Origin of the sequence: Kribbella shirazensis (assembly GCF_011761605.1) — a bacterium.
Taxonomy (GTDB): Bacteria; Actinomycetota; Actinomycetes; order Propionibacteriales; family Kribbellaceae; genus Kribbella; species Kribbella shirazensis.
This window is the reverse complement of the sequence record NZ_JAASRO010000001.1, coordinates 2,344,512-2,370,456: the sequence shown is the minus strand read 5'-3', so window position 1 is coordinate 2,370,456 and position 25,945 is coordinate 2,344,512. Positions and strand designations below refer to the sequence as shown.

Here is a 25,945-nt window from a genome sequence, read left to right as displayed (position 1 = left end):
CCTTCAGAACAAGGGCGGTTGGGCCGGCTCGGCGCGGTGCATACCGTCGATGGGAGTGGAGCGATGGCTCGAGTTGCGGCCGAAGCCGTGTTTGTTGAGGAGGGGGCGGATTTTGTGGTCGAAGGCTTTGCGGTAGCTCGGGGAGGCGTTGGAGCCGTGGGCGTAGAGGGACTCGTAGCGGGCGACCAGTTCGGGATGGTCGTGGGTGAGCCACTGCATGAACCAGTCCTTCACCCCGGGGCGCAGATGGAGGACCAGCGGGGTGACGCCTGTCGCGCCGGCGTCTGACAACTGCTGGAGCAAGTGGTCCAACTGGTCCGTCGAGTCGGTGAGCCACGGAAGGACCGGCGCGACCATCACCCCGCACGGCAGACCGGCCTCGCGAATGGCGCGGATCAGGTCGAGGCGGCCGCGGACCGACGGTACGCCGGGCTCCAGGCGCCGCCGGAGTACCTCGTCACCCAACGCCAGCGAGATGCCGATGCCGACCGAGACGTCCGAGGACACGGCGGACAGCAACGCGAGGTCGCGGCGGAGCAGTGTGCCTTTGGTGAGGATCGAGAGCGGTGTGCCCGAACCAGCGAGCGCCTCGATGATGCCGGGCATCAGCCGGTAGCGGCCCTCGGCGCGCTGGTACGGGTCCGTGTTGGTGCCTAGGGCAACCTGTTCGCGCTTCCAGGACGGGCGGGCGAGCTCGCGGCGCAGGACCTCGGCCACGTTCGTCTTCACGACGATCTGCCGGTCGAAGTCCTCGCCGGTGTCGAGTTCGAGGTACTTGTGCGTGGGCCGCGCGAAACAGTACCGGCAGGCGTGTGTGCACCCGCGGTACGGATTCACGGTCCAGTTGAACGGCAACGCCGAACCGGGCACGGAGTTCAGCGCCGACCGCGCCAGCACCTCGTGGAACGTGATCCCCTGGAACTCCGGCGTCGTCACCGACCGCACGAGCCCCGCGATCGACCCGAGCCCCGGCAACGTCCCGGGAGTCTCCACGTCGAGTTGCTGACCCGCCCACCTCATATCTCACAGTCGAACACATGTTCGACCTCGCGTCAAACCGTCAGCGGAACGCCGCCGCGTTGGCCCGGGCCCACTCGCGATACGTGACTCCTGGGCGGCCGGTGAGGTCCTCGACGGTGGACTCGGGCTTCATCGGATGTTCGGCCATCATGCGGAAGCCGTCGAGCAGCCACTGCGCTGTCTCCAGCCCGATCACCGGCGCCAGGTCGTCCAGGTACTCCGAAGGCGTCAGCTCCTCGAATCGCACCGGCCGCCCGATCGCCTCCGCGATAGCGGCGACCTGCTCCGGCGGCGTGATCCCCTCGGGCCCGCTCATGGTGATCTTCTGCCCGGCATACTCCTCCGACAGCAGCACCACCCGCGCCACCGCCGCGATGTCACCGAGGTCGATCGGCGTCTGCACGGCCTCGCCGTACGGCGCCCGCACAACCCCGTCGGCCTTGATCGACGGCGCCCAGTCGAGCGTGTTGTTCATGAACTGCCCCGGCCGCAGGAACGTCCACTCGAAGCGGCCGGTCTCGATCGCCCGCTCGATCCGGTAGTAGTGCCACGTCGACGGATCCCCTTGCGCTTCGTACTCCGCAGGCTCGCCCGACAGTACGACGACCCGTCGCACGCCGGCGTCGCGCGCACAGCGGACGAAGTCGTCGACGTACGCCGGAAGCGGCGCGAGGTACACGGTGTCGATACCCACGAGCGCCGCGGGCAGCGTCTGCGGCTTCCCGAGGTACCCGCGCGCGACCTCGACGCCGTCCGGCAGCGCGGCACGCGCCGGGTTGTTCGTCAGCGCCCGCACCGGCGCACCGGCCGCCACCAGTTCGTCGACCAGCAACCGCCCCACACTCGCGGTCGCACCTGTCACCAGGATGGTCATCGCTCAACCCCTCTCGACTCTAATTCTCGTAGGGTATACGAGAATTAGATCCAGCGCCTATCGTTAGGCCCGTGAGCGAGCGCCGCAGCGGTGAGGGACAGCCGGACAAGACGTTGGCCTTGCTGTGGCGCAATCACCAGCGCGATCAGCAGAGCAACAGCGGGCAGCTCTCCGTCGAAGGACCGGCGAGGCGGCGGGGCGCCGGTCGCCGGCCGTCGCTGACCGTGGACGACGTCGTGCACGCGGGCATCCGGCTCGCGGACGAGCAAGGCCTGGCCGCCGCGTCGATGGGCGGGCTCGCGAAGGAGCTCGGCGCAGGCACGATGACGCTCTACACGTACGTGCCGTCCAAGGACGAGCTCCTCGACCTGATGGTCGACCAGGTGCTCGGCGAGCGTGAACTCCCGGGCCCGGGCGATCCTCGTCCGGAGGACTGGCGCGAGCAGGTGGAGATCTACTCGGAACAGACCCGCGCCATGTTCCAGCGCCATCTGTGGTTGTCGCAGGTCTCGACGATCCGCCCGCCGGTCGGACCGGGCATGCTGGCAGGCCGCGAGTACCTGTTGTCCGTGCTGCTCCCGCTCGGCCTCAGCGCCGTCGAGACGAACACGGCCGCGCTCGCCATCACGACGTACGTCGACTCCGCCGCGAGTCTCGAGGCGGAGAGCCAACTGGTCGAGCGCACGACCGGAAAGACCAACGACGCCTGGTGGTACGAGCGGAACGAGCTGTGGGAGACGTACTTCGACGTCGACCGGCATCCCGCGATGACAGCCATCTGGAACGCCGACGGCTACCAGTCCAGTACGAAGGAAGCCGCCGCCGACTCGTACCGCTACGGCCTGGACCGGCTGCTCGACGGCATCGAGACGCAGCACGAGCCCCGCTAGCGCTTCAACTCCATTCGGCGCAGGCCGAACAGAGCGCCGGGCTTTTCGGGCGATCGCGAATGGAAGAGCGTCCCGGGTCCGGCGCGCGGAGGGTTGATGTCAGCGCCCCAACCGGGGGTGCGGGGCAGATCAAAGGGAGATCATGCGAAACATCACCAAGCTCGTCGTGGGTGCCGGACTCGCTGCCGGATCGCTGCTGACTCTGACGGTGGGGGCCACGTCGGCGCAGGCCTCCGGGTCGGCGACGACGGCCTCCGACATGACGGTTGCCGGCGGCACCTACCAGGGCTGCCCGTACGGCGCGGTCTGCATCTACCCGCGCGACAAGGGATGGAACAACGGTCAGCCGTCGAACGTGTACTGGGCCTACGGCGCGCACAAGCTGTACAACCAGGTCGGCAACCACATCGTGTTCAACAACCAGTCGGGCGGTGCGGGAGTCTGGCTGTGCAGGGGCTCGTCCGGGACGGACTGCCCGTCCTACCTCGCCGCCTACGTCTACACCAACTACGACCTGACGCCGATCAACTCGGTCAAGCTGACCCGCTGACCGCAGCAGCCGAACCGGCGCCGCAGGTCCTCGACCGGTGGCGCCGGTTCTTCGTTCAGCCCCTGCCTCCCGCCAGTACGTCCGCGCCGACCTGGTTGAGCATGTGCCGGACCGAGCTCCCGACCCGGTGCGTGGTGACCAGCCCGGTGTCGTGCAGCACCCGGGCGTGCTCACTGGCCGAGGCCTTCGAGATCCCCACCCGAGCCGCCAGCTCACTCGTCGAGCACGCGCCGCCCGAGATCCCCAGGAGCACCTGGGCTCTCGTCTTCCCGATCAGATCCGCGACGGCCCGCGCGCGATCAGGTCGCCGTACGACGACCTCCTGGCGGGCCAAGTCGTGCCGGGCCGGATAGACGAGCACCGGCGGGAGCGCCGGGTCCTGCAGCATGATCGGGTGCTTCCAGCAAAAGAACGACGGCACCAGCCGGAGCCCGCGGCCGCGCAGGTACAGGTCGCGGTTCACGTGCGGCATGTCCACCGACAACACCGGCGCCGACCAGCTCAACGACCCGTGCAACTGCGGGATCAGCTTCTCGAAGCCGTCGTTGGCGACCGTGTCGTTGTGCTTGGCTACCACCGGCTCGACGGCGATGGCGATCATCGGCAGCTGCGGCGCGATCTTGGTCCGGTGGAACGACCGCAGCCCGTGCACCAGTCGCGACATGACCGTCGTGTCACCACCGGCGAGCCGACGGGTCCAGGCCGGCAGCCGTACCGCGTCCGACAGCCGCGTCAACTCGGACTTCAGTTGGCCGGGCCGAGTCGCCGCGATCGCGGTCAGTCCGGCCTCGAGCCCTTCGCTCGCCGCGCGCGGAGTCAGGAAGTCCGGCGAGTACCCCACCGGTGGCGCCAGCGCGAGGAGCTCCCGCTCCAGCGAGCTCAGCCTGGCCCGAGCCCGCTCGCGCCAGGGTCCGTAGGTCTCCGCCTCCTCGTCCTCCTGCAGGACGTGGAGCCCCAGCAGTACCTCCCACAGCGGATCCGGTCGCTGCGCGATCGTCGTTCTGGCAAGGTCCGCACACTCGAAATGAATACGGAACACCACGATCTCCTCCCCCGAGGAACTCACCCGCCGTGGTCAGCGGGCGACCCTACGACACTAACAGTCGCGCGGTTCACCCACCGTGACGTGGACTACCCGCGGGACTCGGGGAGGTTCGCAGATCCGGCGCGGGAACTACTCCCACTCGATGGTGCCCGGGGGCTTGCTAGTGACATCGATCGTGACGCGGTTGATCTCGTCGACCTCGTTGGTGATCCGGGTCGAGATCCGCTCGATCACGTCGTACGGCAGGCGGGCCCAGTCGGCCGTCATCGCGTCCTCGCTGGTCACCGGACGGAGTACGACGGGGTGGCCGTACGTCCGGCCGTCGCCCTGGACACCGACCGACCGGACGTCGGCCAGCAGGACCACCGGGAACTGCCAGATGTCCCGGTCGAGCCCGGCCGCGGTCAGCTCGGTGCGCGCGATCAGGTCCGCTGCGCGCAGGATGTCGAGCCGCTCGCGGGTGACCTCGCCGATGATCCGGATGCTCAGCCCCGGGCCCGGGAACGGGTGCCGGTAGACCATCGTCTCCGGCAGGCCGAGCGCCAGGCCGAGCTCACGGACCTCGTCCTTGAACAGCGTCCGCAGCGGCTCGATCAGGCTGAACTGCAGGTCGTCGGGCAGCCCGCCGACGTTGTGGTGCGACTTGATGTTCGCGGCGCCGGCGCCGCCGCCGGACTCCACCACGTCCGGGTACAGCGTGCCCTGGACCAGGAACTCGATGTGCCGCTCGGCGTCCACCTTGCGCGCGGTCGCCTCGAAGGTCCGGATGAACTCGCGGCCGACGATCTTCCGCTTCTGCTCCGGATCGGTCACCCCCGCGAGCGCGGTCAGGAACTGCTCCTCCGCGTCCACGGCCTCGAGCCGGATCCCGGTCGCGGCGACGAAGTCCTTCTCGATCTGCTCGGACTCGCCGGCCCGCTGCAGACCGTGGTCGACGTACACACAGGTCAGCTGGTCGCCGATCGCCTTGTGCACAAGGGCCGCCGCGACCGCGGAGTCGACACCGCCGGACAACGCGCACAGGACCTGCTTGGCCCCGACCTGCTCACGGATCAGCGCGACCTGCTCCTCGACGACGTTGGTGGTCGTCCAGTCGCCCTTGCAGCCGGCGATCTCGTACAGGAAGTGCTCCAGCACGGCCTGCCCGGCCTGTGAGTGCAGGACCTCCGGGTGCCACTGCACACCGGCCAGCCGCCGGTCCAGGTCCTCGAAGGCGGCCACCGGCGCGCCCTCGGAGGCCGCCAGTACGGCGAACCCGGCGGGCGGGGCGTGGACGGCGTCACCGTGGGACATCCACACGTTCAGGTCCTCGGGGATGCCCGCGAGCAGCGTCCCCGGCTCGCTCACCGTGACCGGCGTACGGCCGAACTCGCGCAGGCCGGTACGCCGGACCTCGCCGCCGAGCGTCTGCGCCATCGCCTGGAACCCGTAGCAGATCCCGAACGCCGGGACGCCGGTCTCGAACAGCCCGGACTCGACCCGCGGCGCGCCCTCGGCGTACACCGACTGCGGCCCGCCGGACAGGATGATCGCCTTCGGCCCCTTCGCCAGCATCTCCTCGACCGGCATCGAGTGCGGCACGATCTCGGAGTACACCTTCGCCTCGCGCACCCGCCGCGCGATCAACTGCGCGTACTGCGCCCCGAAGTCGACAACCAGAACCAACTCATGCTGCGTCACCTGGCAAGCCTATCGGTGCAGGTCAGCAGGGCTGTAATCCGCGGCCGGAGCGACGACCGGCAGCGGCTCGTTGGTGATGGCCAGTCCCGGAAAGCGGCGCCGCATGGCGGCCTCGTGCCGGGCGGCGGCCGCCGGTTCGCCGATGTAGTCGGCGAGCTGATGCGGCCCGAACCACAGCCGGACGCGGCGGCGAGATGGGAAGCTCACACCGCAGGACGGTAGCCTCGCGCGTTGTCCGGGGTGTTACCGCGCGTTACAAGCAGAAGACGCTTCGGAGCTCTGAACGACAGCAGATCGATCATTGGCGGGACCTCCGTCAACCGCACATCGGTCAACAGTTCCTGGGCACATTCCAACGCGACCCGGGTCTCCAGGCGGGCGAGGCCGGCGCCGAGGCAGCGGTGGATGCCGATGCCGAAGGCCAGGTCAGCCGGGCCGCCGTGGCCGGTCAGTCCGAGGAGCACCGGGGCTTGGGCAGGGAGGTCGACGTCGCCCAGGGTCGTCGGTTCGGCGGTGATCCGGCGCCAGGTCGGCACCGACGACGCGTCCCGCAGTACCTCCTCGACGACCTCGGCCGGCTCGATCAGGGTGCCGAGGGACCGGTGGAAGGCGGTCGAGATGAGCTGGGTCGTGGTTTCCTGACCGGCTATCAACAGGAAATAGCCGACCGCGCACACCTCTTCGTCGCTCAGTCCCAGACCGACGAGCACACCGAACAGATCGTCGGCGGGCGCCTGCCGCGCGGCGGTCGTCCGTGACCGCAGCCAGCCGTAGAACTCGGCTGCGCGGTGCGCCAGCTCCAGCTGCCGGTCCTCGTCCGGGCGGCCCCAGAACAGCTCGAGGGAATCGAGGCTCCACGCCTTGAGCGCGGGTACGTCGACGTCGGTCAACCCGAGCAGGTGAAGGACGACGAGAGCGGGCGGTTCCGCGGCGATCGCCTGGACCAGGTCCACCTGTTCGCCGGCGGCGAGAGCAGCTGAGGCGGACGCGACGCGTGCGGTGTTGAGTTCGCGGGCCAGCGGTTCGACGGCGGCGACCCGCGCCGGACTGAAGAACCGGGCCACGGCGGCGCGGATCGGGCGGTGCGACTCCCCCGCGTTGTTGGCGAGCGTCGGCGGGACCGCGAACCCCACACCGGACAGCACCCGCAACGCCTTCACCGACAACGGAGTGTGTGCGAGTACGGCGTTGTCCGGCCGGAACGTCCGCGGGTCCAGCAGCACCTCCCGCGCCAGCGCCGGATCGTCGACGACCCAGTACCCGAGCTCCTCGTCGTACCGCGCCGGGCACCCGCTCACGCGCACCGTCCCCGCGTACTCACGCGAACCATCCCGGCACGGCCGCCGCGAACTCCTCCCGGCTCCACGTCCCGACCCCGGCCGGGATCCGGCCGATCACCGGGATCCCGGTGATCGCCGGGAGATCCTCCAGGTTGCAACGCTCCGCGAGGTCCGGCTCGGCCGGCCAGCACCCGATCACCAGTCCTTCGACCGGCAGCTCGCGGGACCGCAGCGCCTCGACGGTCAGCGCCGTGTGGTTCAGCGTCCCGAGCCCGGCCCGCGTCACCACCACGAACCTGAACGGAGTGGTCAGGTACTCCGCGAGATCCGCCAGGTTGTTGCCGTCAGCATCGAGTCCGACGAGCAGACCGCCGGCGCCCTCGACCAGCACGGTGTCGTAGCTGCCCGCGAGCCCGTCGATCGACGCGGCGTACTCCTCGACCGACGGCAGCTCGATCCCGGCACGCCGTGCCGCGGTGGTGGGGGCGAGCGGCTCGGGCAGCCGGACGCCCTCGTGGAGAGCGGTCACGCCGCTGAGCCGCTGGACGTCGGCGAGGTCACCCGGTTCGTCCGGCTGTACGCCGGTCTGGGCCGGCTTGACCACCGCGACCGAGTCCCCGGCGCGCACCGCGAGCGCGGCCGTGACGATCGTCTTGCCGATGTCGGTGTCGGTCCCGGTGACGAAGGTGATCACGAGACCTGGCCGATCGCGTCGACGATCACCGCACACGCACGGTCGAGCTCCTCGGCGGACAAGCCGGCATGGGCGGTGAGCCGCAGCCGGGAGATCCCGTCCGGAACCGACGGCGGCCGGAAACTTCCGACCCGTACGCCGTTCCGCAGGCACAACTCCGCCGCGCGGACGGTCTCCCGCGGACCGGGCATCGGAACGGACACGACCGCACCGCGCGCCGGCGGCACCTCACACGCAGCCGCCAGCCGCGCGGCCGCCACATGAATCGCGGCAGGACGATCCGGCTCGGCCTGCAGCACCCGCAACGCGGCAAGCGCGGCCGCACACGCCGCCGGGGTCAGGCCGGTGTCGTAGATGAACGGCCGCGCCCGGTTGACGAGATGCTTGCGCAACACCACCGGCCCGAGGACGACTCCGCCCTGCGAGGCCAGCGACTTCGACAACGTCATCGTGACGACGACATGATCGAGACCGGCGAGCCCGGCCGCGTGCACAGACCCGTGACCGTTGCCGCTGACACCCAGTCCGTGGGCCTCGTCGACCAGCAGTACGGCGTTGTTCGCGGCGGCGACCGCGGCGAGTTCCGGCAACGGTGCCTCGTCGCTGAGCACACTGAAGATCGACTCGGTCATCACCAGCGCGTGCGGTTCGTTGCGCTCGGCAAGCACCTTCTCGACGGCGTCGACGTCGTTGTGCGGGACGATCTCGACCCGGGAGCGCGCGAGGCGGCAGGCGTCCACCAGCGAGGCGTGGACGTGTTCGTCGGACACCAGCAGGGTCCCCGGTCCGCCGAGCGCGGTGACGACACCGAGGTTGGCGAGGTACCCGGACGAGAAGGCGAGCGCGGACTCCTGCCCGGTGTACGCCGCCAAAGCCGCTTCGAGATCCTCGTGGAGTTCCGTCGTACCGGTGACGAGACGGGAAGCGGTCGAGCCGGTCCCCCAGGTCTGCACGGCCGCGGCCGCCGCCGACACCACCCGTGGATCGCGGGCGAGACCGAGATAGTCGTTGCCGGCGAGGTCGATCAGGTCGTCGTCGGCGGCCCGCGCACGCAGCCGCCGGGTGAGACCGCGCGCCTCCAGCGCCGCGGCCTTCGGGCCGAGCCAGTCCTCCAGCATCAGCCGGCCTCCTCGACCGCACCCGTGATCGCCGCGCCGATGGTGGCGATGTCGTCGTCGGTGCAGACGTACGGCGGCATCGTGTAGACGAGATCGCGGAACGGCCGCACCCACACCCCACGCCGTAACGCGGCCGCCGTCATCCGCGGCAGATCCACCGGACCACCGAGCTGCACGACGCCGACCGCACCGAGCACCCGGACATCCTTGACCCCGGGCAACTCCCGGGCGCCACGTAATCCAGCGTCCAAACCGGCTGAGATCTGGGCAACCCTTGCAGCCCAGTCCTGGGAGAACAGAAGGTCCAGCGACGCCAGGGCGACCGCACATGCGAGAGGGTTCGCCATGAAGGTCGGACCATGCATCAGCGCACCCCCCGGCCCGTTCGACACAGTGTGCGCGACGTCCGTCGTACAAAGCATCGCAGCCAGGCTCAGGTACCCGCCCGTGAGCGCCTTGCCGACGCACAGAATGTCGGGATCGACACCCGCGTGCTCGGAGGCGAACATCGTCCCGGTGCGGCCGAACCCAGTCGCGATCTCGTCGAAGATCAGCAGGAACCCGTGGCGGTCGGCGAGCTCCCGGAGGATGCGCAGGCAGGCAGGGCTGTACGGGTACATGCCTCCGGCGCCCTGCAGGACGGGTTCGACGACGATCGCCGCGATCTCATCCGAATGTTCCTTTGCCAGCGCAGCCATAGCGTCGGCCCAGGTCTGCAGTTCCGGGTCGTCGTACGGCCGGTCGAAGTCGGCGGGGGGCTGGGGGCCGAAGACCTGGTCCTTCAGGGCGCCGGTGAACAGGGAGTGCATCCCGTTGACCGGGTCGCACACGCTCATCGGGGCGAACGTGTCGCCGTGGTACCCGCCGCGGACGGTCAGCATCCGCGTCCGGCCGTGGTTGCCGCGAGCAACCTGATACTGCAGCGCGAGCTTGATCGCCACCTCGACCGAGACCGACCCGGAGTCGCAGAAGAACACGTGCCGCAGCGGCTCCGGTGTGATCTCCACCAGCCGCTCGGCCAGCCGGATCGCCGGTTCGTGGGTGAGCCCACCGAACATCACATGACTGAAGTCGTCGATCTGGCTCTTCAGCGCCGCGTCCAGCACCGGGTTCCGGTAGCCGTGGATCATGCACCACCAGGACGCCATCGCGTCGATCGCCTCGACGGTCCCACCGGCTCCGTCGTCGAGCTGCAGCCGGACGCCGGACGCACCCCGGACGAGCCGCACCGGCGAGGGTTCGGTCAGCGAGGAGTACGGATGCCAGAGCAGCTCGGCGTCCCGCTCCACCCACGCATTCACCGACCGTGCCACCGCCCATCTCCATCCTGAGGAATCACCACGGTAATAGCACCCTGCCGACCCCGGATCCGCAGGTGCTCAGGATGTGATCAGGACCTCTCACCGAACCGGTGAAACACAGGAACTGCCCAAGGCCCATTCCCGCTCCCGGGCCGCGAGCCCTTCTCAACGGCGACCTTGTGGTCATACATTGACCGGAGCACATGTTACCGGCCCGTAACTCAGCGCCCGCCCTGCGCTTCGGCCGGCCGCCCAGTGAGGAGATCACCATGCGCCCCAAACCGCTGATCGCCGCCTCCGGCGCTGCTCTGCTGGCCCTGACGATCGGTACGCCGGTCCACGCGGCGCCTGCCGCTTCGTCGACAGCATCGTCGCCGGCACCGGTCCAGCCCTACCTGAGCCGCCAGCTCGACCGGCTCGCGAAGCTGCCGGTGCTCCAGCAGCGCACCACGGTTCTGGTCCACGGCACCGACCTCGCCGCCGCACGGCAGGCGGCCAAGGCAAGTGGCCTGCGGCAACTGACGTCGTACGCCAAGATCGGCGTGGTGGTTGCCGAAGGCAGCCGATCGCAGATCCTCGCCGCCCGCACCGAGCCCGGCGTCACCTATCTCGAGGGCAACCAGCCGATCGAGCTGAAGCTCGCCACGTCCAACGCCGCCACGCGCGGTTCGGAGGCCATCGCGACCCGGACCGGCGCGGACGGCAGGTCGCTGGACGGTCGCGGCGTCAGCGTCGCCGTCATCGACAGCGGTGTGGATCCGGCGCACCCGTTCTTCCGCAACGCCGACGGAACGTCCGCCGTGGTGAAGAACCTGAAGATCGTCTGCGACCCGCTGACCGAGACACTCTGCCTGCCGCTCGACGCCGGCTCGGCCGACACTGATCTGTTGTCAGCAGGCGGTCACGGCACGCACGTCAACGGCATCGTCGCCGGACGGCCGGTCACGCTCCCCGACGGCACGAAGATGCACGGCGCCGCGCCCGGAGCGTCGCTGGTCAGCGTCTCGGTCGGGGCCGCGTTGCTGATCGTCGGCGCGGACGCCGCACTGAACTGGGTACTCGAGAACCACGCGGCGCCGTGCGGCGCCGGCGTCCCGGCGAGCACATGCCCGCCGATCAAGGTCACGAACAACTCCTACGGCCCGTCGGGCGGCGGTGCGTTCGACCCGAACTCGGCGACGGTCAAGCTGCAGCGCGCGCTCGCCGCCGAAGGTGTGGTCACGGTCTGGGCGGCCGGCAACGACGGCGGTGACGGCAGCACGTCGCTCACCAACCCGCCGGGCCAGGACCCGACCGGCGGCATCCTGTCCGTTGCGTCGTACAACGATCTCGGTACCGGGACCCGCGCCGGCAAGGTCTCGTCGTACTCGTCCCGCGGCAAGAACGGGACGCTGTCCACCTACCCGGACATCTCGGCCCCTGGTGAGGACATCACGTCGTCCTGCCGCGTCTACCTGCCCATCTGCTCGACCGGCCTGCAACCAGTGGACGGCGGCAACTACAACACGATCAGCGGTACGTCGATGGCCGCGCCGCACATCGCCGGAATCGTCACGCAACTCTTCCATGCGAACCCGTCCGCGACACCGGCGCAGGTCGAGACCGCACTGATCTCGACGGCGCACCGGTACACCGACGGAGCGTCGTACCAGGCGGATCCGCGCGGCGGCAGTACGTCGTACGACAAGGGTCACGGTCTGGTCGACGTCGTCGCGGCTTCAGACGCGGTCCGCTAGCGCTGGCGTCAGACGCGGTCGGCCAGCTCCCCGTGGACGGAGCAACGGGCCGACCAGCCCATCGGGTGGACCTGGACGACCATCCGGCGGCGGCACGTGGCGCAGTACCGCGGTGGCTCCAGGGCGAGTGCCCGCCGGCAGTCCTCGTGACTGCCGGCGGTCAGCTCCTCGCCACATCGTCCGCAGTACGTCATAGCGTCTTCTGGAGCTCCTTGACCGGCATCTTCAGCTCCGCGAGGAGGTCCAGGTCGGCGGTCGCCGGGCGGCCGAGGGTGGTCAGGTAGTTGCCGACGATGACGGCGTTGATCCCGCCGAGCAGGCCTTCGCGGGTGCCCAGGTCGCCGAGGGTCAGCTCGCGTCCGCCGGCGTACCGCAGGACGGTCCGCGGCATCGCGAGGCGGAACGCGGCGATGGTGCGCAGCGCATCCTTGCCGTCCATCACGTCCAGGTCGCCGAACGGCGTGCCCGGCCGCGGGTTGAGGAAGTTCAGCGGCACCTCGTGAGGGTCGAGCTCGGCGAGCTGTGCGGCCAGCTCGGCGCGCTGCTCGAGCGTCTCGCCCATGCCGACCAAGCCGCCGCAGCACAGCTCCATGCCGGACTCCTTGACCATCAGGCAGGTGTCCCAGCGCTCCTCGAACGAGTGCGTGGTGACGACGTCGCCGAAGTACGAGCGGGCCGACTCGAGGTTGTGGTTGTAGCGGTGCACACCCCACGACCTCAGCTCGTCGACCTGGGCCTGGGTGAGCATGCCCAGCGAGCAGGCGATGTTGATGTCGACCTCGGCGTTGATCGCGTCGATGCCGGCCTTCACCTGACTCATCAGCCGCTCGTCGGGCCCGCGCACCGCGGCGACGATGCAGAACTCGGTGGCGCCGGTCTTCGCGGTCTCCTTGGCGGCCTCGACGAGCTCGGGGATGTTCAGCCAGACCGCACGCACCGGCGACGTGAACTGACCGGACTGGGAGCAGAAGTGGCAGTCCTCGGGGCAGCCGCCGGTCTTGAGCGAGATGATCCCCTCGACCTCGACCTCCTCACCGCACCACTTCACCCGGACGTCGTGCGCCAGCGCGAGCAGCTCCGGCAGGCGGTCGTCGGGCGTCCGGAGAACCTCGACCAGTTGCCCCTGGCTCAACCCGGTGCCCTGCTCCAGAACCTGCTCGCGCGCCACGTCCAGGATGTCGTTCATAGCTCTCCTGCCTCATCAGAACGGTCGGCTCACAGTAAGGCAGGCAGGTACGCCGAAGCTGCGGCGGGCGTCACGTGTGACACATCCGGGGAAAGTGCTTCACGGACACGCTCCGCACTCTCTGGGAAAAGTTTCTGGACTTTTCTGCGGAACCTCGTAACCCCCTGTAGATGGGCTCGTTGAAGTGTGCAGAGGCGGTTACCGCAAGGAAGACCGCCACCCGGTTACCAAGGGCGACAAAGGCCGATCATTACGATCAGCACGCAGAGTGGTCACAAGGCCTGAAACCCCTGGAAATCGGATGTAAGGTAGGTACCAAGAGCTCGGGTCGCCAGCCATGGTTGGTGACCCGATCCCAAAGCGCCGGGCGCCTCACCCCGGCTTGAGTGGGTCCCTCGGGAAACGATTTGGGCGGAAACGTTCCCGAGGGACCTGCTCCCTTTTCCGGACCTTTTGCCAGAGCCTCGGCAGACTTACTGCTGAGGCTTATTCATTTGACGCATTCTCACCGTTTTGTTACGGCTCCGTCACAGGCTGCTTCGGGAAGATCGGCAGCCGCAGCGCGCCGGGGGCCTCGACCGGTACGACGGGACGCTCGGGCTGCACCGGCTGGATCCGCTGGTACTCCGCGCCGACGGCCGGCCGCGGGTCCGCCGCCCCCTTGTTCGGCCAGAACGCGAGTGCCCGCTCGGCCTGGGCCGTGATCGTCAGCGACGGGTTCACCCCGAGGTTCGCGGAGATCGTCGAGCCGTCGACGATGTGCAGGCCGTCGTACCCGTACACGCGGTGGTACGGATCCACCACGCCCGTCGCCGGTGAGTCGCCGATCGTGCAGCCCCCGATGAAGTGCGCGGTCATCGGGACGTTGAACGGCTCCCCGATCGTGCCGCCCGGCGTACCGTTCATCAGTTTCGCCATCCGCCGGACCACCTGATTCGCGACCGGGATCCACGACGGGTTCGGGGCGCCGTGCCCCTGTTTCGACGTCAGCCGCCACCGGCCCAGCCGGTCCCGCCTGCCGAACGTCGTGATCGAGTTGTCCGCGGTCTGCATCACCAGCGCGATCACGGTCCGCTCCGACCAGTGCTTCAGGTCGTACAGCTTCCGGATGTTCTTCCGCTGGACGCCGAGCTCGCGCAACCAGGTCCGCCAGCGCGGCTTGTCCCCGTCGCCGTCGGTCAGCACGGTCTGCAGCAACGACATCACGTTGCTGCCCTTCCCGTACCGCACCGGCTCGATGTGGGTGATCTCGTCCGGGTGGAACGACGACGTGATCGCCACCCCTTGGCTGTAGTCGACGTCGGTGTCCCGCGAGATCGCGCCGAGCAGCGACTCGGAGTTCGTCCGGGTCAGGACGCCGAGCCGGTCCGACAGCCGCGGCAGCTTGCCCTCGTCGCGCAGCCGGTGCAGGAGTTTCGCCGTACCGAGGGCCGACGCGGCGAACACGACCTGCCCGGCCGTGAACCGGCGCGTGACCTTGCGGTTCGACGTACGCCGGGTGTCCACGGCGTACCCGCCGTCCGGCAACGGTTCGACCGAGGTGACCGTGGTCAGCGAGTAGACCTCCGCGCCGGCCTTCTCGGCCAGGTAGAGGTAGTTCTTCATCAGCGTGTTCTTGGCGTTGTGGCGGCAGCCGGTCATGCACTCGCCGCAGTTGGTGCAGCCGGTACGGCGCGGTCCGGCGCCGCCGAAGTACGGGTCGTCGACCTCGACACCGGGCTCGCCGAAGAACACGCCCACCGGCGTCGGATGGAACGTGTCGCCCACGCCCATGTCCTCCGCGACCTGCTTCATCACCTTGTCGGCGGGCGTGAAACCCGGGTACGTCGTGACGCCGAGCATCCGCTTCGCCTGGTCGTAGTACGGCGCGAGCTCGGACTTCCAGTCGGTGATGTGCGCCCATTGGCGATCGGTGTAGAACGCGGGCAGTGGTTCGTAGAGCGTGTTCGCGTACACCAGGCTGCCGCCGCCGACCCCGGCGCCGGACAGGATGATCACGTCCCGCAGCGCGCTGATCCGCTGGATGCCGTACCAGCCGAGACGCGGCGCGAACAGGAACCGCTTCTTGTCCCAGGAGTTCTTCGCGAACGACGCGTCGTCGAACCGCGCCCCGGCCTCCAGTACGGCGACCCGGTAGCCCTTCTCGGTCAGCCGCAGAGCTGACACCGACCCGCCGAAACCCGACCCGATGACGACGACGTCGTAGTCGAAACTCACGGGCGGCCGATCTTCTTCAGCACTCGCAGCGCGCCGGTCATCAGTTCGGCGAACTTCTCGTCGGACAGGCCGTGCGAGGCGGCGATCGGGATCAGCCGCTGCGTCGCGATCGCCTGCGGCTCGACGTACCGGCGGATGCCCTCGACGCCCTGGCGGCGGCCGAGACCGGAGGACCGCATACCGCCCATCGGGGTGTCGATCGACCCGAACGTCGCGCCGTACCCCTCGTTGACGTTGACGGTGCCGGCCATCAGCTGCGCGGCGACCGCGCGGCCGCGGCGGCCGTCGCGGGTCCAGACACTCGCGTTCAGGCCGTACTCGCCCTCGTTCGCGCGCTGGATCGCCTCGGACTCGTCGGAGAACCGGTAGATCGAGACCACCGGCCCGAACGTCTCGTTGTCGAAGCACTCCATCGCGGGCGTGACACCGGACAGCACGGTCGGCTCGTAGAAGAGCGGGCCGATGTCCGGTCGCGGCCTACCACCGGCGAGGACCGTCGCACCCTTCGCACGGGCGTCCTCGACGTGCCGGGTGACCGTTTCGAGCTGTGCCTTCGAGATCAGCGAGCCCATGTCGACGTCCCAGCCGGTGCCGGCCGAGAGGCGGAGCTTCTTCACCCGGTCCACGAACGCCGTGACGAACGCGTCGTACACCTGGTCGGCGACGTACAGCCGCTCCATCGAGACGCACAGCTGGCCCGCGTTCGCGAAGCAGGCCCGGACGGCGCCTTCCGCGGCGCGCTGGATGTCGGCGTCCCGCAGTACCAGCATCGGGTTCTTGCCGCCGAGCTCGAGGCTGCAGCCGATCAGGCGCTCACCGGCCTGCTTCGCCACGAGCCGGCCGGTCCTGGTCGAGCCGGTGAAGCAGATGTAGTCGGCGTTCTGGATGAGCGCGCCGCCGACCGTCGGGCCGTCGCCGTTCACCGCCAGCCACGCCTCCCGCGGCACTCCGGCCTCGTACAGCAACTCGATCCCGCGCAGCGCGGTCAGCGGGGTCTGGCTGTCCGGCTTGTGGACGACGGTGTTGCCGGCCAGGATCGCCGGGAGGCCGTCGGAGATCGCCATCGTGAGCGGGTAGTTCCACGGCGAGATGATGCCGACGACGCCCTTCGGGACGAACCGCTCCTCGGCGCGGGTGAGCAGCGGGAAGATCCCGAGCTTGCGCTGCGGCTCGAGCAGTTCGAACGCCTTGCGGCCGTAGTACCGCGCCGTCAGCGCGACATGCGCGAGCTCCTCGAACGCCTGTTTCCGCGCCTTGCCGGACTCGCGGATGATCAGGTCGACCAGCTCGTGCCGGTGATCGAGGACCAGGTCGTGGTACCGCAGCAGGATCGCGGCGCGCTCGGCGAGCGGCACCCGGCGCCAGGTCTGCTGGGTCCTCCGGGCGGCCCGGACCGCGGCGACCACGTCCTCCTCGCTCGACACCGGCAGGTCCGCGATCGGCTGCCCGGTGGCCGGCGCGTACGACGTCCTGGTGCCGGCGGTCGCGCGCAGCAGCCCCGACAACCGGCGGATCACCGACTGATCGGTCGCGTACGACGCGGTCGGATCGAGCTCCGGGTCTGCTGGAATCGACGTCTGCTCGCTCATATCCAAAGGCTACCTGCCGGTAATAGCGGCTGTCAGTATCAGAGGACCGTTAAGCTGAGCGGCTGAACCTGCGAAGGGGTGGAACGTACAGATGGTGGACAGCGGGGGGCTCTGGACGCCTCCTGAGGACGAGCTCGGTGAGGCACTGCAGACAGCCCAGGTGCTGATCGAGGAAGGCCGCGCCGACGAGGCCGGGCCGTACCAGCAGCGAGTCATCGAGCTGGCCAGGGAGCGTGCCGAAGGGCACCCGAACCACTACGAGGCCAAGCACCTGATGGCCGCGACGCAGTACGAGCTGGCCGGCTCGCTGAACGCGTCCGGCCGGCACGAGGAGGCGCTGGCCGCGCTGCACGAGGCGCAACTCGGCTACACCGAGCTCCAGGACGCCGGCGTTCTCGACGCCACCTGCTTCCTCGCCGACGTCCGCGCCCGCCGCGCCATGACCCAGGCCCATCGCGGTCACGGCGCCACCGCCGTACTGGAGATGGACGGCGCGGTGATCGCGTACGGGCAGCTCGTCGGCGGCGAGGACGGGCTGAAGCACCAGCCGGACTTCGCCCGCGTGCTCGCGATGAACGCACTCATCCTGCGGCGGTACGGCGATCCGGCGCTGGCGGTCGCGTCCGCGGATGCGGCCACCCAGCTGTTCCTCCAGCTCGCGGACCAGATCAACGAGAGCCCGCAGTCGCTGTCGTACGCCCGTTACCTGTGTACGGCGACGGCGGTGTCGGCCGACGTACACGCCGCCGAGGGCCGGATGGACCTCGCGCTCGAGGCGGACGAGATCGGGCTGACCACGGCCGACACGCTCGCCGACTCGGACTCCGCGACCGACATGCGGACCCTTGTGGCCGCCCTGGTCCGCAAGGGCAAGCACCTCGGGAGTATCGGCCGGCTGGAGGGTGAAGCCTGCCTGCGGACGGCGTACGACACCGACGCCGAGACGGCGACCCGCGTGGTCGAGGAGCTCGACCGCGGCCTGCCGCACACGCTGGTCGCGGCGCTGGAGAACGCGGAGATCAAGCTCGGGCCGTTCGAGCAGTACCACCGGCTGGTGGCGCTCAGCGAGCCCGCGCCGGGGATGACGCTGGCGACCGTCTCGGGCCGGACGGATCCGGAGTCGGCCGCCGTGCGCGCGACCGAGCTGGCCGAGCTGGTGCGGCCGTTGCTGACGCAGGACGCCGACGCCGCGCTGACGCTCGGGATGGAGGCGCACTACCTGTTCGCGATCTCGTCCGAGCGCGAGTCGCACCGGATGCGGTTCCAGACGGCGACGTACGTGCCGATCTGGGCGCAGCTGCTGCTCGACATCTCACAGGCGTACTTCCAGGCCGGCCGCGCCGAGCTCGCGCTGGACCTCGGCGGCTGGTGCGCGGAGGTTGCGACCGCGCTCATCCCGTTCGCCGACGACAACGAGACGATGAAGGAACTCGCCGGCGCCTGCTACAAGCACCACGGCAACCTGCTCGCCGCGACCGGCGACCTCGCCGCGTCCCACCACGCCCACGAAGCCGCCCAGCAGCTGCAGCTCGGTCGTTGAGGTGCGGTAAGGGCCCGGCTGCTTGACGGGCCCTCTCCCGCGGCGGACTCTGACGCTGAGAGGGGGAGCTCATGGATGTCGTGGAGCTGCACAATCGCACGGTCCGGAACTTCGCGGAGCTGGTCGCCGCAGTCGGAACCGATCAGTGGCCGGCGCCGACACCGTGCTCGGACTGGGACGTCCGGACGCTGGTGAACCATGTCGTCGGCGAGGAGCGCTGGGCCGTGCCACTGATGGAGGGCAAGACGATCGCCGAGGTCGGGGACGCCCTCGACGGCGATCTGCTGGGGGACGATCCGTACGGCGCGGCGGCGTCCGCGGCCCGGGAGGCGGAGACTGCGGCGACGCGGTCGATCGACAAGGTGCACCTGTCGTACGGCGACGAGGATCCGCACGAGTACCTGCGCCAGCTCGCGGCGGACCATCTGATCCACGGCTGGGACCTGGCCGTGGCGATCGGCGCCCCGCCGCGGATGGACGCGGAACTCGTGGACGAGGTCGCGCCGTGGTTCGCCGGCCGCGAGGAGCTGTACCGGTCGTCCGGGGCGATCGGCGAACGCCTCGACGGCTTCGCCGACCCCGCCGACGTCCTCCTCGCCGCCTTCGGCCGCGATCCGCGCTGGAATCCGGCCTCCTCGGTGATCGAGCGGTTCGGGGCTGCCTTCGACGCGGGCGACCTGGACACGGCGATGTCGTTGGTCACCGAGGATGTCGTGTTCGAGTCCACGTCGCCGTCCCCGGACGGTGTGCGGCTCGAGGGCGCCAACGCTGTCCGGGCGGAGTGGGCGAGGCTCTTCGAGGAGACCACCGACCCGCACTTCGAGACCGAGGAGACCGTCGTGCTCGGCGACCGGGCCGTGGTGCGCTGGCAGTACTCCTGGCGCGACTCGTCCGGTGACCGCGGCCACGTCCGCGGCGTCGACGTACTGCGCCTGCGCGACGGAAAGATCGCGGAGAAGCTGTCCTACGTGAAGGGCTAGTCCTGCTGTTCGGCGCGGAGGGCGCCGACGAAGAGGCCGGCTTCGGCTTCGGTCATGCCGGTCTCGGAGACGACCAGGGCGGTCGCCTGGTGGAGTTCTCCCGCGGCCTTGAGGGCGCGGGTGCGCTCGGCCAGGTTGGTCCCCGGGCGGCGGACCACTGGCGTACCGGTGGTCGGCGGCACGTAGCGGCCGAGCCGGATGTCGTCGACCAGCTCCTTGGCCTGTTTGAGGTCCAGGCCGGTGCGCTCACGGACCAGTTTGACCGCGTGCACCGCCTTCTTGGTGGTGATCAGGAACCGCACCTGATCCACGTCGTCGGGGGACAGCTGTGCCCGCGCCGCGGCGAGGGCAACATTGTCCGTGTCCTGGCTGCTCCGTCGGCTGAACCATCCCATGGCCGCAATCCTTCCAGAACCGTGCAACCCGGGTGAACTCGAAGCCCGTCGGATCAGGAACCGGCGAGGAGCCGGAGCAGGTCGCGCCAGGCGAGGGCGCCCAGCTCCCGGTCGGCATCCTCGGAGCCGCCGCGGGCCATCCGCTGACCGCCCGACTTCGGCTGCTCACCGGGGAACAGCGGCCGGTGCCCGGCCGCCGCGACCGTGATCGTCCGGGTGGGCAGGTCCTCGCGCGCCTCGGCGATCTCCTCGGCGAAGTCGACCGACGGCCACACCTGGTCGTCGCCGCCGGCGATCAGCAGCAGTTCACCGGTGAACCGCTCGGCGGGGATCCGGGCGGTGTCCGCGTCGGCGCCGTACGCGTGCAGGCTCTGCCGGTAGAACTCGCGGTACCGCGGTGGGTCGTCGTCGGGCTCCCACGCCAGGTCGAACGGCACGTACGGGAACGGTTGCCCCTTCCACGTCCAGGCCGACGTCTGCAGCTCGTTCTCGATCCAGGGCCAGACGTAGGCACTCGGGGAGATCGCGACGACCACGTCGATCCGCGGGTCCACGGTCCCGAGCAGCAGCGCCGCCTCGGCACCGCGCGACACCCCGATCACCGCGAGCCGGTCGTTGCGCGCCGCCAGCTCGTCGAGCGGGAACGACTCGAGCGGGATCTCACTGATCGCGCCGGAGAACCACTGCGGCGCGAGTACGTCGTACCCCTCCGCCTCGAGCAGCCGAGCACGCTCCAGGTCCGGCGTACCACTCGAACCGTGGAGGAGGAGTATTCCAGTGCTCAACCGACGACGACTTCGACGCGCTGGAACTCCTTGAGCTCCGTGTAGCCGGTGGTGGCCATCGCGCGTTTGAGGGCGCCGACGAGGTTCATCGTGCCGTCCGGGACCCAGGACGGGCCGAACAGGATCTGCTCCATCGTGCCGGTGACGCCGACCTCGACCCGCTCGCCGCGGGGGAGGTCCTGGTGCCACGCCTCGGCGCCCCAGTGGTACCCGCCGCCCGGGGCGTCACTCGCGCGGGCCAGCGGCGAACCGACCATCACCGCGTCCGCGCCGCACGCGATCGCCTTCGCCACGTCACCGGACCGCCCGACCGAGCCGTCCGCGATGACGTGCACATACCGCCCGCCGGACTCGTCCATGTAGTCCCGCCGCGCCGCCGCCACGTCCGCGACCGCCGAGGCCATCGGCACCGCGACGCCGAGCACCTTGCGCGTGGTGTGCGCCGCGCCGCCGCCGAAGCCGACGAGAACACCGGCCGCGCCGGTCCGCATCAGGTGCAGCGCCGCCTGGTGCGTCGCGCAGCCGCCGACGATCACCGGTACGTCGAGGTCGTAGATGAACTGCTTGAGGTTGAGCGGCTCCGCCTGACCGGACACGTGCTCGGCCGACACCGTCGTACCGCGGATGACGAACAGGTCGACGCCCGCGTCCACGACGTGCTTGGCGAACTGCTTCGTGCGCTGCGGGGACAACGCCCCGGCGACCGTCACGCCGGAGTCGCGGATCTCCTGCACCCGCTGGGAGATCAGCTCGGGCTTGATCGGCGCGGAGTAGATCTCCTGCAACCGGTGCGTCGCCTGCTCCTTGGTGATCGAGGTGATCTCCTCGAGCAACGACGTGGGGTCCTCGTACCGCGTCCAGAGACCTTCGAGGTTGAGCACGCCGAGACCGCCGGCCTTGCCGATCGCGATCGCGGTGGCCGGCGACATCACCGAGTCCATCGGCGCGGCCAGGATCGGCAGCTCGAACCGGTACGCGTCGATCTGCCAGGCGACCGAGACCTCCTCGGGATCCCGCGTCCGCCGCGACGGCACGATCGCGATGTCGTCGAACGCATACGCCTGCCGCCCGCGCTTGGCGCGGCCGATCTCGATCTCGGTCATCTGGTGTTCCTTCGGTTGGCAGGCGGGGTCAGCGGCCCGAGTAGTTCGGGGCTTCGACCGTCATCTGGATGTCGTGCGGGTGGGACTCCTGGAGACCGGCGGAGGTGATCCGGACGAAGCGGCCGTTCTCCTGGAGCTCCGGCACGGTGCGGGCGCCGGTGTACCACATCGACTGCCGCAGGCCGCCGATCAGCTGGTGGGCGACGGCCGACAGCGGGCCGCGGTACGGGACCTGGCCCTCGACGCCCTCGGCGATCAGCTTCTCGTCCGAGCCGCCGTCGTGCTGGAAGTAGCGGTCCTTGGAGTACGACTTGCGCAGGCCGCCGGCCGACGACATCGCGCCCAGCGAACCCATCCCGCGGTACGCCTTGAACTGCTTGCCGTTGATGAACACCAGGTCGCCCGGCGACTCCTCGCACCCGGCGAGCAGCGAGCCCAGCATGACCGTGTCCGCACCCGCGACGAGCGCCTTCGCGATGTCACCGGAGTACTGCAGGCCGCCGTCGCCGATCACCGGGACACCGGCCGGCTTGCACGCCAGCGACGCCTCGTAGATCGCGGTGACCTGCGGCACGCCGACACCGGACACGACGCGCGTCGTACAGATGGAGCCCGGGCCGACGCCGACCTTGACACCGTCCGCGCCCGCGTCGACGAGCGCCTGCGCGCCCGCGCGGGTCCCGACGTTGCCGCCGACGACGTCGACGCCACGGGTCGCCGGGTCGGCCTTGAGCTTGCGGATGATCTCGATCTGGGCCTTCGAGTGGCCGTGCGCGGTGTCCACGACGAGCACGTCGACACCGGCCTCGACCAGGGTCATGGCCCGCTTGTACGCCTCGCCGAAGAAGCCGATCGCGGCGCCGACCATCAGCCGGCCGGACGCGTCCTTGGTGGACAGCGGGAACTTGTCGCGCTTGACGAAGTCCTTCAGCGTGATCAGGCCGGTCAGCTTGCCGGCCTCGTCGACCAGCGGCAGCTTCTCCACCTTGTGCTTGCTCAGCAGCGCCATCGCGTCGTCCGCGGCGATGCCCTGCTTGCCGGTGATCAGCGGCTGCTTGGTCATCACCTCGCGGACCGGGCGGGACAGGTCGGTCTCGAACCGCATGTCACGGTTGGTGACGATGCCGACCAGGACGCCGGCGTCGTCCACCACCGGGACGCCGGAGATCCGGTACTGCCCGCAGAGCGCGTCGGCCTCGCCGATGGAGGCGTCCGGGCCGATCGTGATCGGCTGCGCGATCATGCCGGACTCGGAGCGCTTGACCAGGTCGACCTGCTGGGCCTGGTCCTCGATCGCGAGGTTGCGGTGCAGCACGCCGAGGCCGCCCTGACGGGCCATGGCGATCGCCATCCGGGCCTCGGTGACGGTGTCCATCGCGCTGGACAGCAGCGGGATGTTCACCCAGACGTTGCGGCTGACCCGGCTCCGGGTGCTGACCTCGGACGGGATGACGTCGGACTCGTTCGGCTGCAGCAGTACGTCGTCGAAGGTGAGGCCGAGGACGGCGAACTTGTCGGGAACTCCAGCGGGGGTGATGTCCATGGGGAAAACGAGCACCTTTGTACGGCGAGAACGGAACCCCATCCTATCCGCGCCGTGACGGTGCCCCGAATCCCCCGTCCACAGGCCGCCCGGCCGCTCACCGGCGACCGCCCGCCGCAGTTGCGCGGCGGGCGGTCGGTGACCGGGTGGTTACCGCTGCTGGGTCGGCAGGTTGACGATCTCGAGGATCTGCAGCACAGCCTCGTCGGCGGTCGAGCCGTGGGTCCGGGCGATCGCCGCGTGCTTGCCCTCCGGGTACTGACCGCTGGAGTGCTTGCCCGTCGCGTAGGTCTTGCGGACCGAGCCCACGGAGACCTGACCGCTCGAGTGCTTCGCGGTCTTCTTCGCGGCGGCCTTCGCGGTCGACTTGGCCTTCGCGGGTGCCTTGGCCTTCGCCGCGGACTTCGCGGTCGCGTCGGGCTTGCCGAAGAAGCGCTCGGCGCTCTTCAGCGTGGGCGGCTCCCCGGTCGGCGTCGGCAGTACGACCGGTGCGACCGCCGCGTCGACCACGAACGTCACCGCGTCCTTGACGGCCTCCGGTACCTGCGTGACGTCGGCGTCCGGGATGGTGGTCGTCCCACCGGTGTCGGTGCCGCTGGTGTCGTCGGTGCCGCTCGTGCCGCCGGGCGCGGTCGTCGTACCGTCCGTCGGCGCCGTGGTCTCGCCGGCTCCCGGCTCGGCGCTGCCACCGCCGGAGTCCACGGTGCCGGAGTCGCCGGTCGGGTCCGTCCCGGTGCCGTTGTCGCCGGTCGAGTCACCCGTCGTGTTGTCGCCGGTGCCGCCGGTCCCGTTCTCGACGTTCGACGGCGGCGTCGTGGTGGTCGTGTCCGTCGGCGTCGGGGTCGGCGACGTGGTCTCCGTCGGCTCCTCCGTCGGCGTCGTCGGCGTGCCGGTCGGCTCGTCCGTCGGCGCGTCGGTCGGAGTGTCCGTCGGAGTGTCCGTCGGCTCGTCCTGCGAGTCGTCGGTCGTGGTCGAGTCCGGCGGTGTGGTCGGCTTGACGTCCGTCGGGACCGGCGTCGTCGGCTTGACGCCGCCCTCGTCCTTGCCCGGATCCTGCGTCGTCTTCTGCTCGTCGGTCGGCAGCGTCAGCGGCCAGTCCTTCGCAAAGGCCTTGCCCTCGGGCGGCAGGACCAGCCGCGGCGGGTCCTCGCCCGCCCGCGCCTGCGGCTCGTCGCCGGACTCGTCCTTGCCCGTGACCGAGCCGGACTGCTGGGCCTCGGCCTTCGCCTGGTAGTTCTTGCCGACCTTGACGATCTTCGACCGGTCCACGACCGGCAGGCCGTCCAGGTCCTCCTTCGGGAAGCTGGTCTGCGGCCGGACCGCGTCGACCATCTTCTCGATGACCTTCTCGTACGGCGACAACGGGTCACCCGTGACCGCCGCCGCCACCCCGGAGACCGACAGCGCGGCCACCGCGGCGACCCCGACCGCCAGACCGCGGGTCGCCACCTTGCGGGCGAACGGGTCGGTGATCGGGTTCAGCGCGGCGCAGCGCGCCAGGAAGCTCTCCGGATCGTCGATGGTCTCCACCGGGAGCTCGTCCTCGACCTCCACCGCCAGCCGCAGCTCGGCCAGCATCTGGACGGCCGGGTCGTGCTCGCCCGCCGTACGGGCGGACTCCCCACCGGCGGCCAGCAGATCGAGCAGTGCGTCATCGGCCTCGATCGCGTCCAGGTCGAAACGGTCAGCCATGATGCCCCTCCCCTGCTGCTCCTCGTTCCAACTGTGCTTCATGCCCCACGAACCCCCTGAGCGCGTTCAACGCCCGATGCTGTGCGACCCTCACCGCCCCCGGTGTCATTCCCAGTGCCCGGCCGGTCTCCTCGGCTGACAACCCCGCAACGACGCGCAGACGGAGGATCTCACGCAGTTTCTCCGGCAATCTGTCCAGCAGGCCGATGGCGTGCTGGATCTCTGACTGCCGTACCGCCCGCTCCTCCGGCGTCGGTGACTCGTCCGCGCCGTCCGGCAGGTCCGGCGTCGAGACGTCGGCGACCGCGAACGCACGCTGGGCATCGGCGACCTTGCGGGCCGCGATGCCGTAGACGAAAGCCTCGAAAGGCCTCCCCTCGTCGCGGTACCGGCCGAGCGCGCCGAACACCGCCACACAAACCTCCTGCGCGACGTCGTCGACCATGTCGGCGCCGCCGGGATAGGTCCACAGACGGGACCGTACGTAACGGTGCGCCACAGCGCGCACCCTGGTGAGCAGGTCGTTGAGAGCTGTCCGGTCCCCGTCGCCGGCCAGCGCGGCAAGATCCCTGAGCTCGACCCGGTCGTGGGTGTCAGGCACTCGGACCTCTGTCACCCCTCGCCCCCTCGTTTTCGGACCGGTCAGCCTGAAAGATGGTACGGCTCTCAATCTCCATTGCATAGTGGCAATTCGTGGTCAAGCCCTTCTTTCGGTCACGATCTGTCA

At 69.8% G+C, this 25,945-nt stretch carries 24 protein-coding genes; 5 read left to right on the top strand and 19 right to left on the bottom strand.

What is annotated here, in order from left to right:
- Nucleotides 1–3: 3 nt before the first annotated feature.
- Nucleotides 4–1,020, bottom strand: coding sequence for an Rv2578c family radical SAM protein (locus BJY22_RS11655; RefSeq protein ID WP_167206087.1), 1,017 nt, complete (start codon nucleotides 1,018–1,020; stop codon nucleotides 4–6).
- A gap of 40 nt (nucleotides 1,021–1,060) precedes the next feature.
- Nucleotides 1,061–1,894 (bottom strand): NmrA family NAD(P)-binding protein, encoded by an 834-nt coding sequence (locus BJY22_RS11650; RefSeq protein ID WP_167206084.1) that lies wholly within the window; start codon nucleotides 1,892–1,894, stop codon nucleotides 1,061–1,063.
- A gap of 71 nt (nucleotides 1,895–1,965) precedes the next feature.
- Between BJY22_RS11650 and BJY22_RS11645 the strand changes: the two genes are divergently transcribed.
- Entirely contained in the window at nucleotides 1,966–2,784 is an 819-nt protein-coding gene (locus BJY22_RS11645; protein ID WP_167206082.1) for a TetR/AcrR family transcriptional regulator C-terminal domain-containing protein, read from the top strand.
- A gap of 142 nt (nucleotides 2,785–2,926) precedes the next feature.
- The gene (locus tag BJY22_RS11640) at nucleotides 2,927–3,334 is read left to right on the top strand and encodes a hypothetical protein (protein ID WP_167206080.1); all 408 of its coding nucleotides are present in this window, start codon (nucleotides 2,927–2,929) and stop codon (nucleotides 3,332–3,334) included.
- Between the two features lie 55 nt (nucleotides 3,335–3,389).
- On the opposite strand, the gene BJY22_RS42900 is transcribed toward BJY22_RS11640, so the two are convergent.
- The 7 genes from BJY22_RS42900 to BJY22_RS11605 all read right to left on the bottom strand — a co-directional run bounded on the left by BJY22_RS42900 (nucleotide 3,390) and on the right by BJY22_RS11605 (nucleotide 10,440).
- Complete coding sequence (locus BJY22_RS42900) at nucleotides 3,390–4,373, bottom strand: helix-turn-helix domain-containing protein (protein WP_167206078.1); 984 nt, start codon at nucleotides 4,371–4,373, stop codon at nucleotides 3,390–3,392.
- A 135-nt stretch (nucleotides 4,374–4,508) separates the two neighbouring features.
- Entirely contained in the window at nucleotides 4,509–6,059 is a 1,551-nt protein-coding gene (gene guaA / locus BJY22_RS11630; protein WP_167206076.1) for a glutamine-hydrolyzing GMP synthase, read from the bottom strand.
- A gap of 9 nt (nucleotides 6,060–6,068) precedes the next feature.
- The gene (locus BJY22_RS11625) at nucleotides 6,069–6,266 is read right to left on the bottom strand and encodes a hypothetical protein (RefSeq protein WP_167206074.1); all 198 of its coding nucleotides are present in this window, start codon (nucleotides 6,264–6,266) and stop codon (nucleotides 6,069–6,071) included.
- A complete protein-coding gene (locus BJY22_RS11620) occupies nucleotides 6,263–7,357 on the bottom strand; it encodes a cytochrome P450 (protein WP_202891075.1) in 1,095 nt (364 codons plus the stop codon). The genes BJY22_RS11625 and BJY22_RS11620 overlap by 4 nt, the downstream gene beginning before the upstream one ends.
- 19 nt (nucleotides 7,358–7,376) lie before the next feature.
- Entirely contained in the window at nucleotides 7,377–8,069 is a 693-nt protein-coding gene (gene bioD, locus BJY22_RS11615; protein ID WP_167206070.1) for a dethiobiotin synthase, read from the bottom strand.
- Nucleotides 8,030–9,151, bottom strand: coding sequence for an 8-amino-7-oxononanoate synthase (locus tag BJY22_RS11610; RefSeq protein ID WP_167206068.1), 1,122 nt, complete (start codon nucleotides 9,149–9,151; stop codon nucleotides 8,030–8,032). The genes bioD and BJY22_RS11610 overlap by 40 nt, the downstream gene beginning before the upstream one ends.
- Nucleotides 9,151–10,440, bottom strand: coding sequence for an adenosylmethionine--8-amino-7-oxononanoate transaminase (locus tag BJY22_RS11605; protein WP_475418542.1), 1,290 nt, complete (start codon nucleotides 10,438–10,440; stop codon nucleotides 9,151–9,153). Before BJY22_RS11605 ends, BJY22_RS11610 begins: the two co-directional genes overlap by 1 nt.
- A gap of 281 nt (nucleotides 10,441–10,721) precedes the next feature.
- On the opposite strand from BJY22_RS11605, the gene BJY22_RS11600 reads away from it, so the two are divergent.
- Nucleotides 10,722–12,188 carry a S8 family peptidase gene (locus tag BJY22_RS11600; protein ID WP_167206064.1) on the top strand — a complete coding sequence of 489 codons (1,467 nt, stop codon included), beginning with the start codon at nucleotides 10,722–10,724 and terminating at the stop codon, nucleotides 12,186–12,188.
- Between the two features lie 8 nt (nucleotides 12,189–12,196).
- On the opposite strand, the gene bsaP is transcribed toward BJY22_RS11600, so the two are convergent.
- From bsaP to BJY22_RS11580, 4 genes are all read right to left on the bottom strand, one after another.
- Entirely contained in the window at nucleotides 12,197–12,382 is a 186-nt protein-coding gene (bsaP, locus tag BJY22_RS11595; protein WP_167206062.1) for a biotin synthase auxiliary protein BsaP, read from the bottom strand.
- Entirely contained in the window at nucleotides 12,379–13,374 is a 996-nt protein-coding gene (bioB, locus tag BJY22_RS11590; RefSeq protein WP_167206060.1) for a biotin synthase BioB, read from the bottom strand. The genes bsaP and bioB overlap by 4 nt, the downstream gene beginning before the upstream one ends.
- 516 nt (nucleotides 13,375–13,890) lie before the next feature.
- A complete protein-coding gene (locus BJY22_RS11585) occupies nucleotides 13,891–15,591 on the bottom strand; it encodes a GMC oxidoreductase (protein ID WP_167206058.1) in 1,701 nt (566 codons plus the stop codon).
- The gene (locus BJY22_RS11580; RefSeq protein ID WP_167206056.1) at nucleotides 15,588–17,180 is read right to left on the bottom strand and encodes a succinic semialdehyde dehydrogenase; all 1,593 of its coding nucleotides are present in this window, start codon (nucleotides 17,178–17,180) and stop codon (nucleotides 15,588–15,590) included. Before BJY22_RS11580 ends, BJY22_RS11585 begins: the two co-directional genes overlap by 4 nt.
- A 91-nt stretch (nucleotides 17,181–17,271) precedes the next feature.
- Here BJY22_RS11580 and BJY22_RS11575 point away from each other — a divergent pair, with 91 nt between their 5' ends.
- Both BJY22_RS11575 and BJY22_RS11570 read left to right on the top strand, forming a co-directional pair.
- Nucleotides 17,272–18,720, top strand: coding sequence for a hypothetical protein (locus BJY22_RS11575; protein ID WP_167206054.1), 1,449 nt, complete (start codon nucleotides 17,272–17,274; stop codon nucleotides 18,718–18,720).
- Nucleotides 18,721–18,791: 71 nt separating this feature from the next.
- Nucleotides 18,792–19,700, top strand: coding sequence for a TIGR03086 family metal-binding protein (locus BJY22_RS11570; RefSeq protein WP_167206052.1), 909 nt, complete (start codon nucleotides 18,792–18,794; stop codon nucleotides 19,698–19,700).
- Here the strand turns inward: BJY22_RS11570 and BJY22_RS11565 are convergent.
- From BJY22_RS11565 to shbA, 6 genes are all read right to left on the bottom strand, one after another.
- Nucleotides 19,697–20,095 (bottom strand): hypothetical protein, encoded by a 399-nt coding sequence (locus BJY22_RS11565; RefSeq protein ID WP_167206050.1) that lies wholly within the window; start codon nucleotides 20,093–20,095, stop codon nucleotides 19,697–19,699. The genes BJY22_RS11570 and BJY22_RS11565 overlap by 4 nt on opposite strands.
- A gap of 53 nt (nucleotides 20,096–20,148) precedes the next feature.
- Nucleotides 20,149–20,880 (bottom strand): alpha/beta fold hydrolase, encoded by a 732-nt coding sequence (locus BJY22_RS11560; protein ID WP_167206048.1) that lies wholly within the window; start codon nucleotides 20,878–20,880, stop codon nucleotides 20,149–20,151.
- Nucleotides 20,877–21,983: a GuaB3 family IMP dehydrogenase-related protein gene (locus tag BJY22_RS11555; RefSeq protein ID WP_167206047.1), complete on the bottom strand. Its 1,107-nt coding sequence runs from the start codon at nucleotides 21,981–21,983 to the stop codon at nucleotides 20,877–20,879. Before BJY22_RS11555 ends, BJY22_RS11560 begins: the two co-directional genes overlap by 4 nt.
- Before the next feature lie 28 nt (nucleotides 21,984–22,011).
- Entirely contained in the window at nucleotides 22,012–23,526 is a 1,515-nt protein-coding gene (gene guaB / locus BJY22_RS11550; protein ID WP_167206045.1) for an IMP dehydrogenase, read from the bottom strand.
- A gap of 150 nt (nucleotides 23,527–23,676) precedes the next feature.
- The gene (locus BJY22_RS11545) at nucleotides 23,677–25,218 is read right to left on the bottom strand and encodes a hypothetical protein (RefSeq protein WP_167203108.1); all 1,542 of its coding nucleotides are present in this window, start codon (nucleotides 25,216–25,218) and stop codon (nucleotides 23,677–23,679) included.
- On the bottom strand, nucleotides 25,211–25,834 hold the full coding sequence (shbA, locus tag BJY22_RS11540; protein ID WP_167206043.1) for an RNA polymerase sigma factor ShbA: 624 nt from the start codon (nucleotides 25,832–25,834) through the stop codon (nucleotides 25,211–25,213). The genes BJY22_RS11545 and shbA overlap by 8 nt, the downstream gene beginning before the upstream one ends.
- Nucleotides 25,835–25,945 lie beyond the last annotated feature (111 nt).

Coding starts and splice junctions, on each gene's coding strand:
- BJY22_RS11655 (WP_167206087.1), bottom strand. CDS start 1,020: ATGAGGTGGGCGGGTCAGCAACTCGACGTGGAGACTCCCGGGACGTTG.
- BJY22_RS11650 (WP_167206084.1), bottom strand. CDS start 1,894: ATGACCATCCTGGTGACAGGTGCGACCGCGAGTGTGGGGCGGTTGCTG.
- BJY22_RS11640 (WP_167206080.1), top strand. CDS start 2,927: ATGCGAAACATCACCAAGCTCGTCGTGGGTGCCGGACTCGCTGCCGGA.
- BJY22_RS11610 (WP_167206068.1), bottom strand. CDS start 9,151: ATGCTGGAGGACTGGCTCGGCCCGAAGGCCGCGGCGCTGGAGGCGCGC.
- BJY22_RS11600 (WP_167206064.1), top strand. CDS start 10,722: ATGCGCCCCAAACCGCTGATCGCCGCCTCCGGCGCTGCTCTGCTGGCC.
- bsaP (WP_167206062.1), bottom strand. CDS start 12,382: ATGACGTACTGCGGACGATGTGGCGAGGAGCTGACCGCCGGCAGTCAC.
- bioB (WP_167206060.1), bottom strand. CDS start 13,374: ATGAACGACATCCTGGACGTGGCGCGCGAGCAGGTTCTGGAGCAGGGC.
- BJY22_RS11580 (WP_167206056.1), bottom strand. CDS start 17,180: ATGAGCGAGCAGACGTCGATTCCAGCAGACCCGGAGCTCGATCCGACC.
- BJY22_RS11575 (WP_167206054.1), top strand. CDS start 17,272: ATGGTGGACAGCGGGGGGCTCTGGACGCCTCCTGAGGACGAGCTCGGT.
- BJY22_RS11570 (WP_167206052.1), top strand. CDS start 18,792: ATGGATGTCGTGGAGCTGCACAATCGCACGGTCCGGAACTTCGCGGAG.
- BJY22_RS11565 (WP_167206050.1), bottom strand. CDS start 20,095: ATGGGATGGTTCAGCCGACGGAGCAGCCAGGACACGGACAATGTTGCC.
- BJY22_RS11555 (WP_167206047.1), bottom strand. CDS start 21,983: ATGACCGAGATCGAGATCGGCCGCGCCAAGCGCGGGCGGCAGGCGTAT.
- guaB (WP_167206045.1), bottom strand. CDS start 23,526: ATGGACATCACCCCCGCTGGAGTTCCCGACAAGTTCGCCGTCCTCGGC.
- BJY22_RS11545 (WP_167203108.1), bottom strand. CDS start 25,218: ATGGCTGACCGTTTCGACCTGGACGCGATCGAGGCCGATGACGCACTG.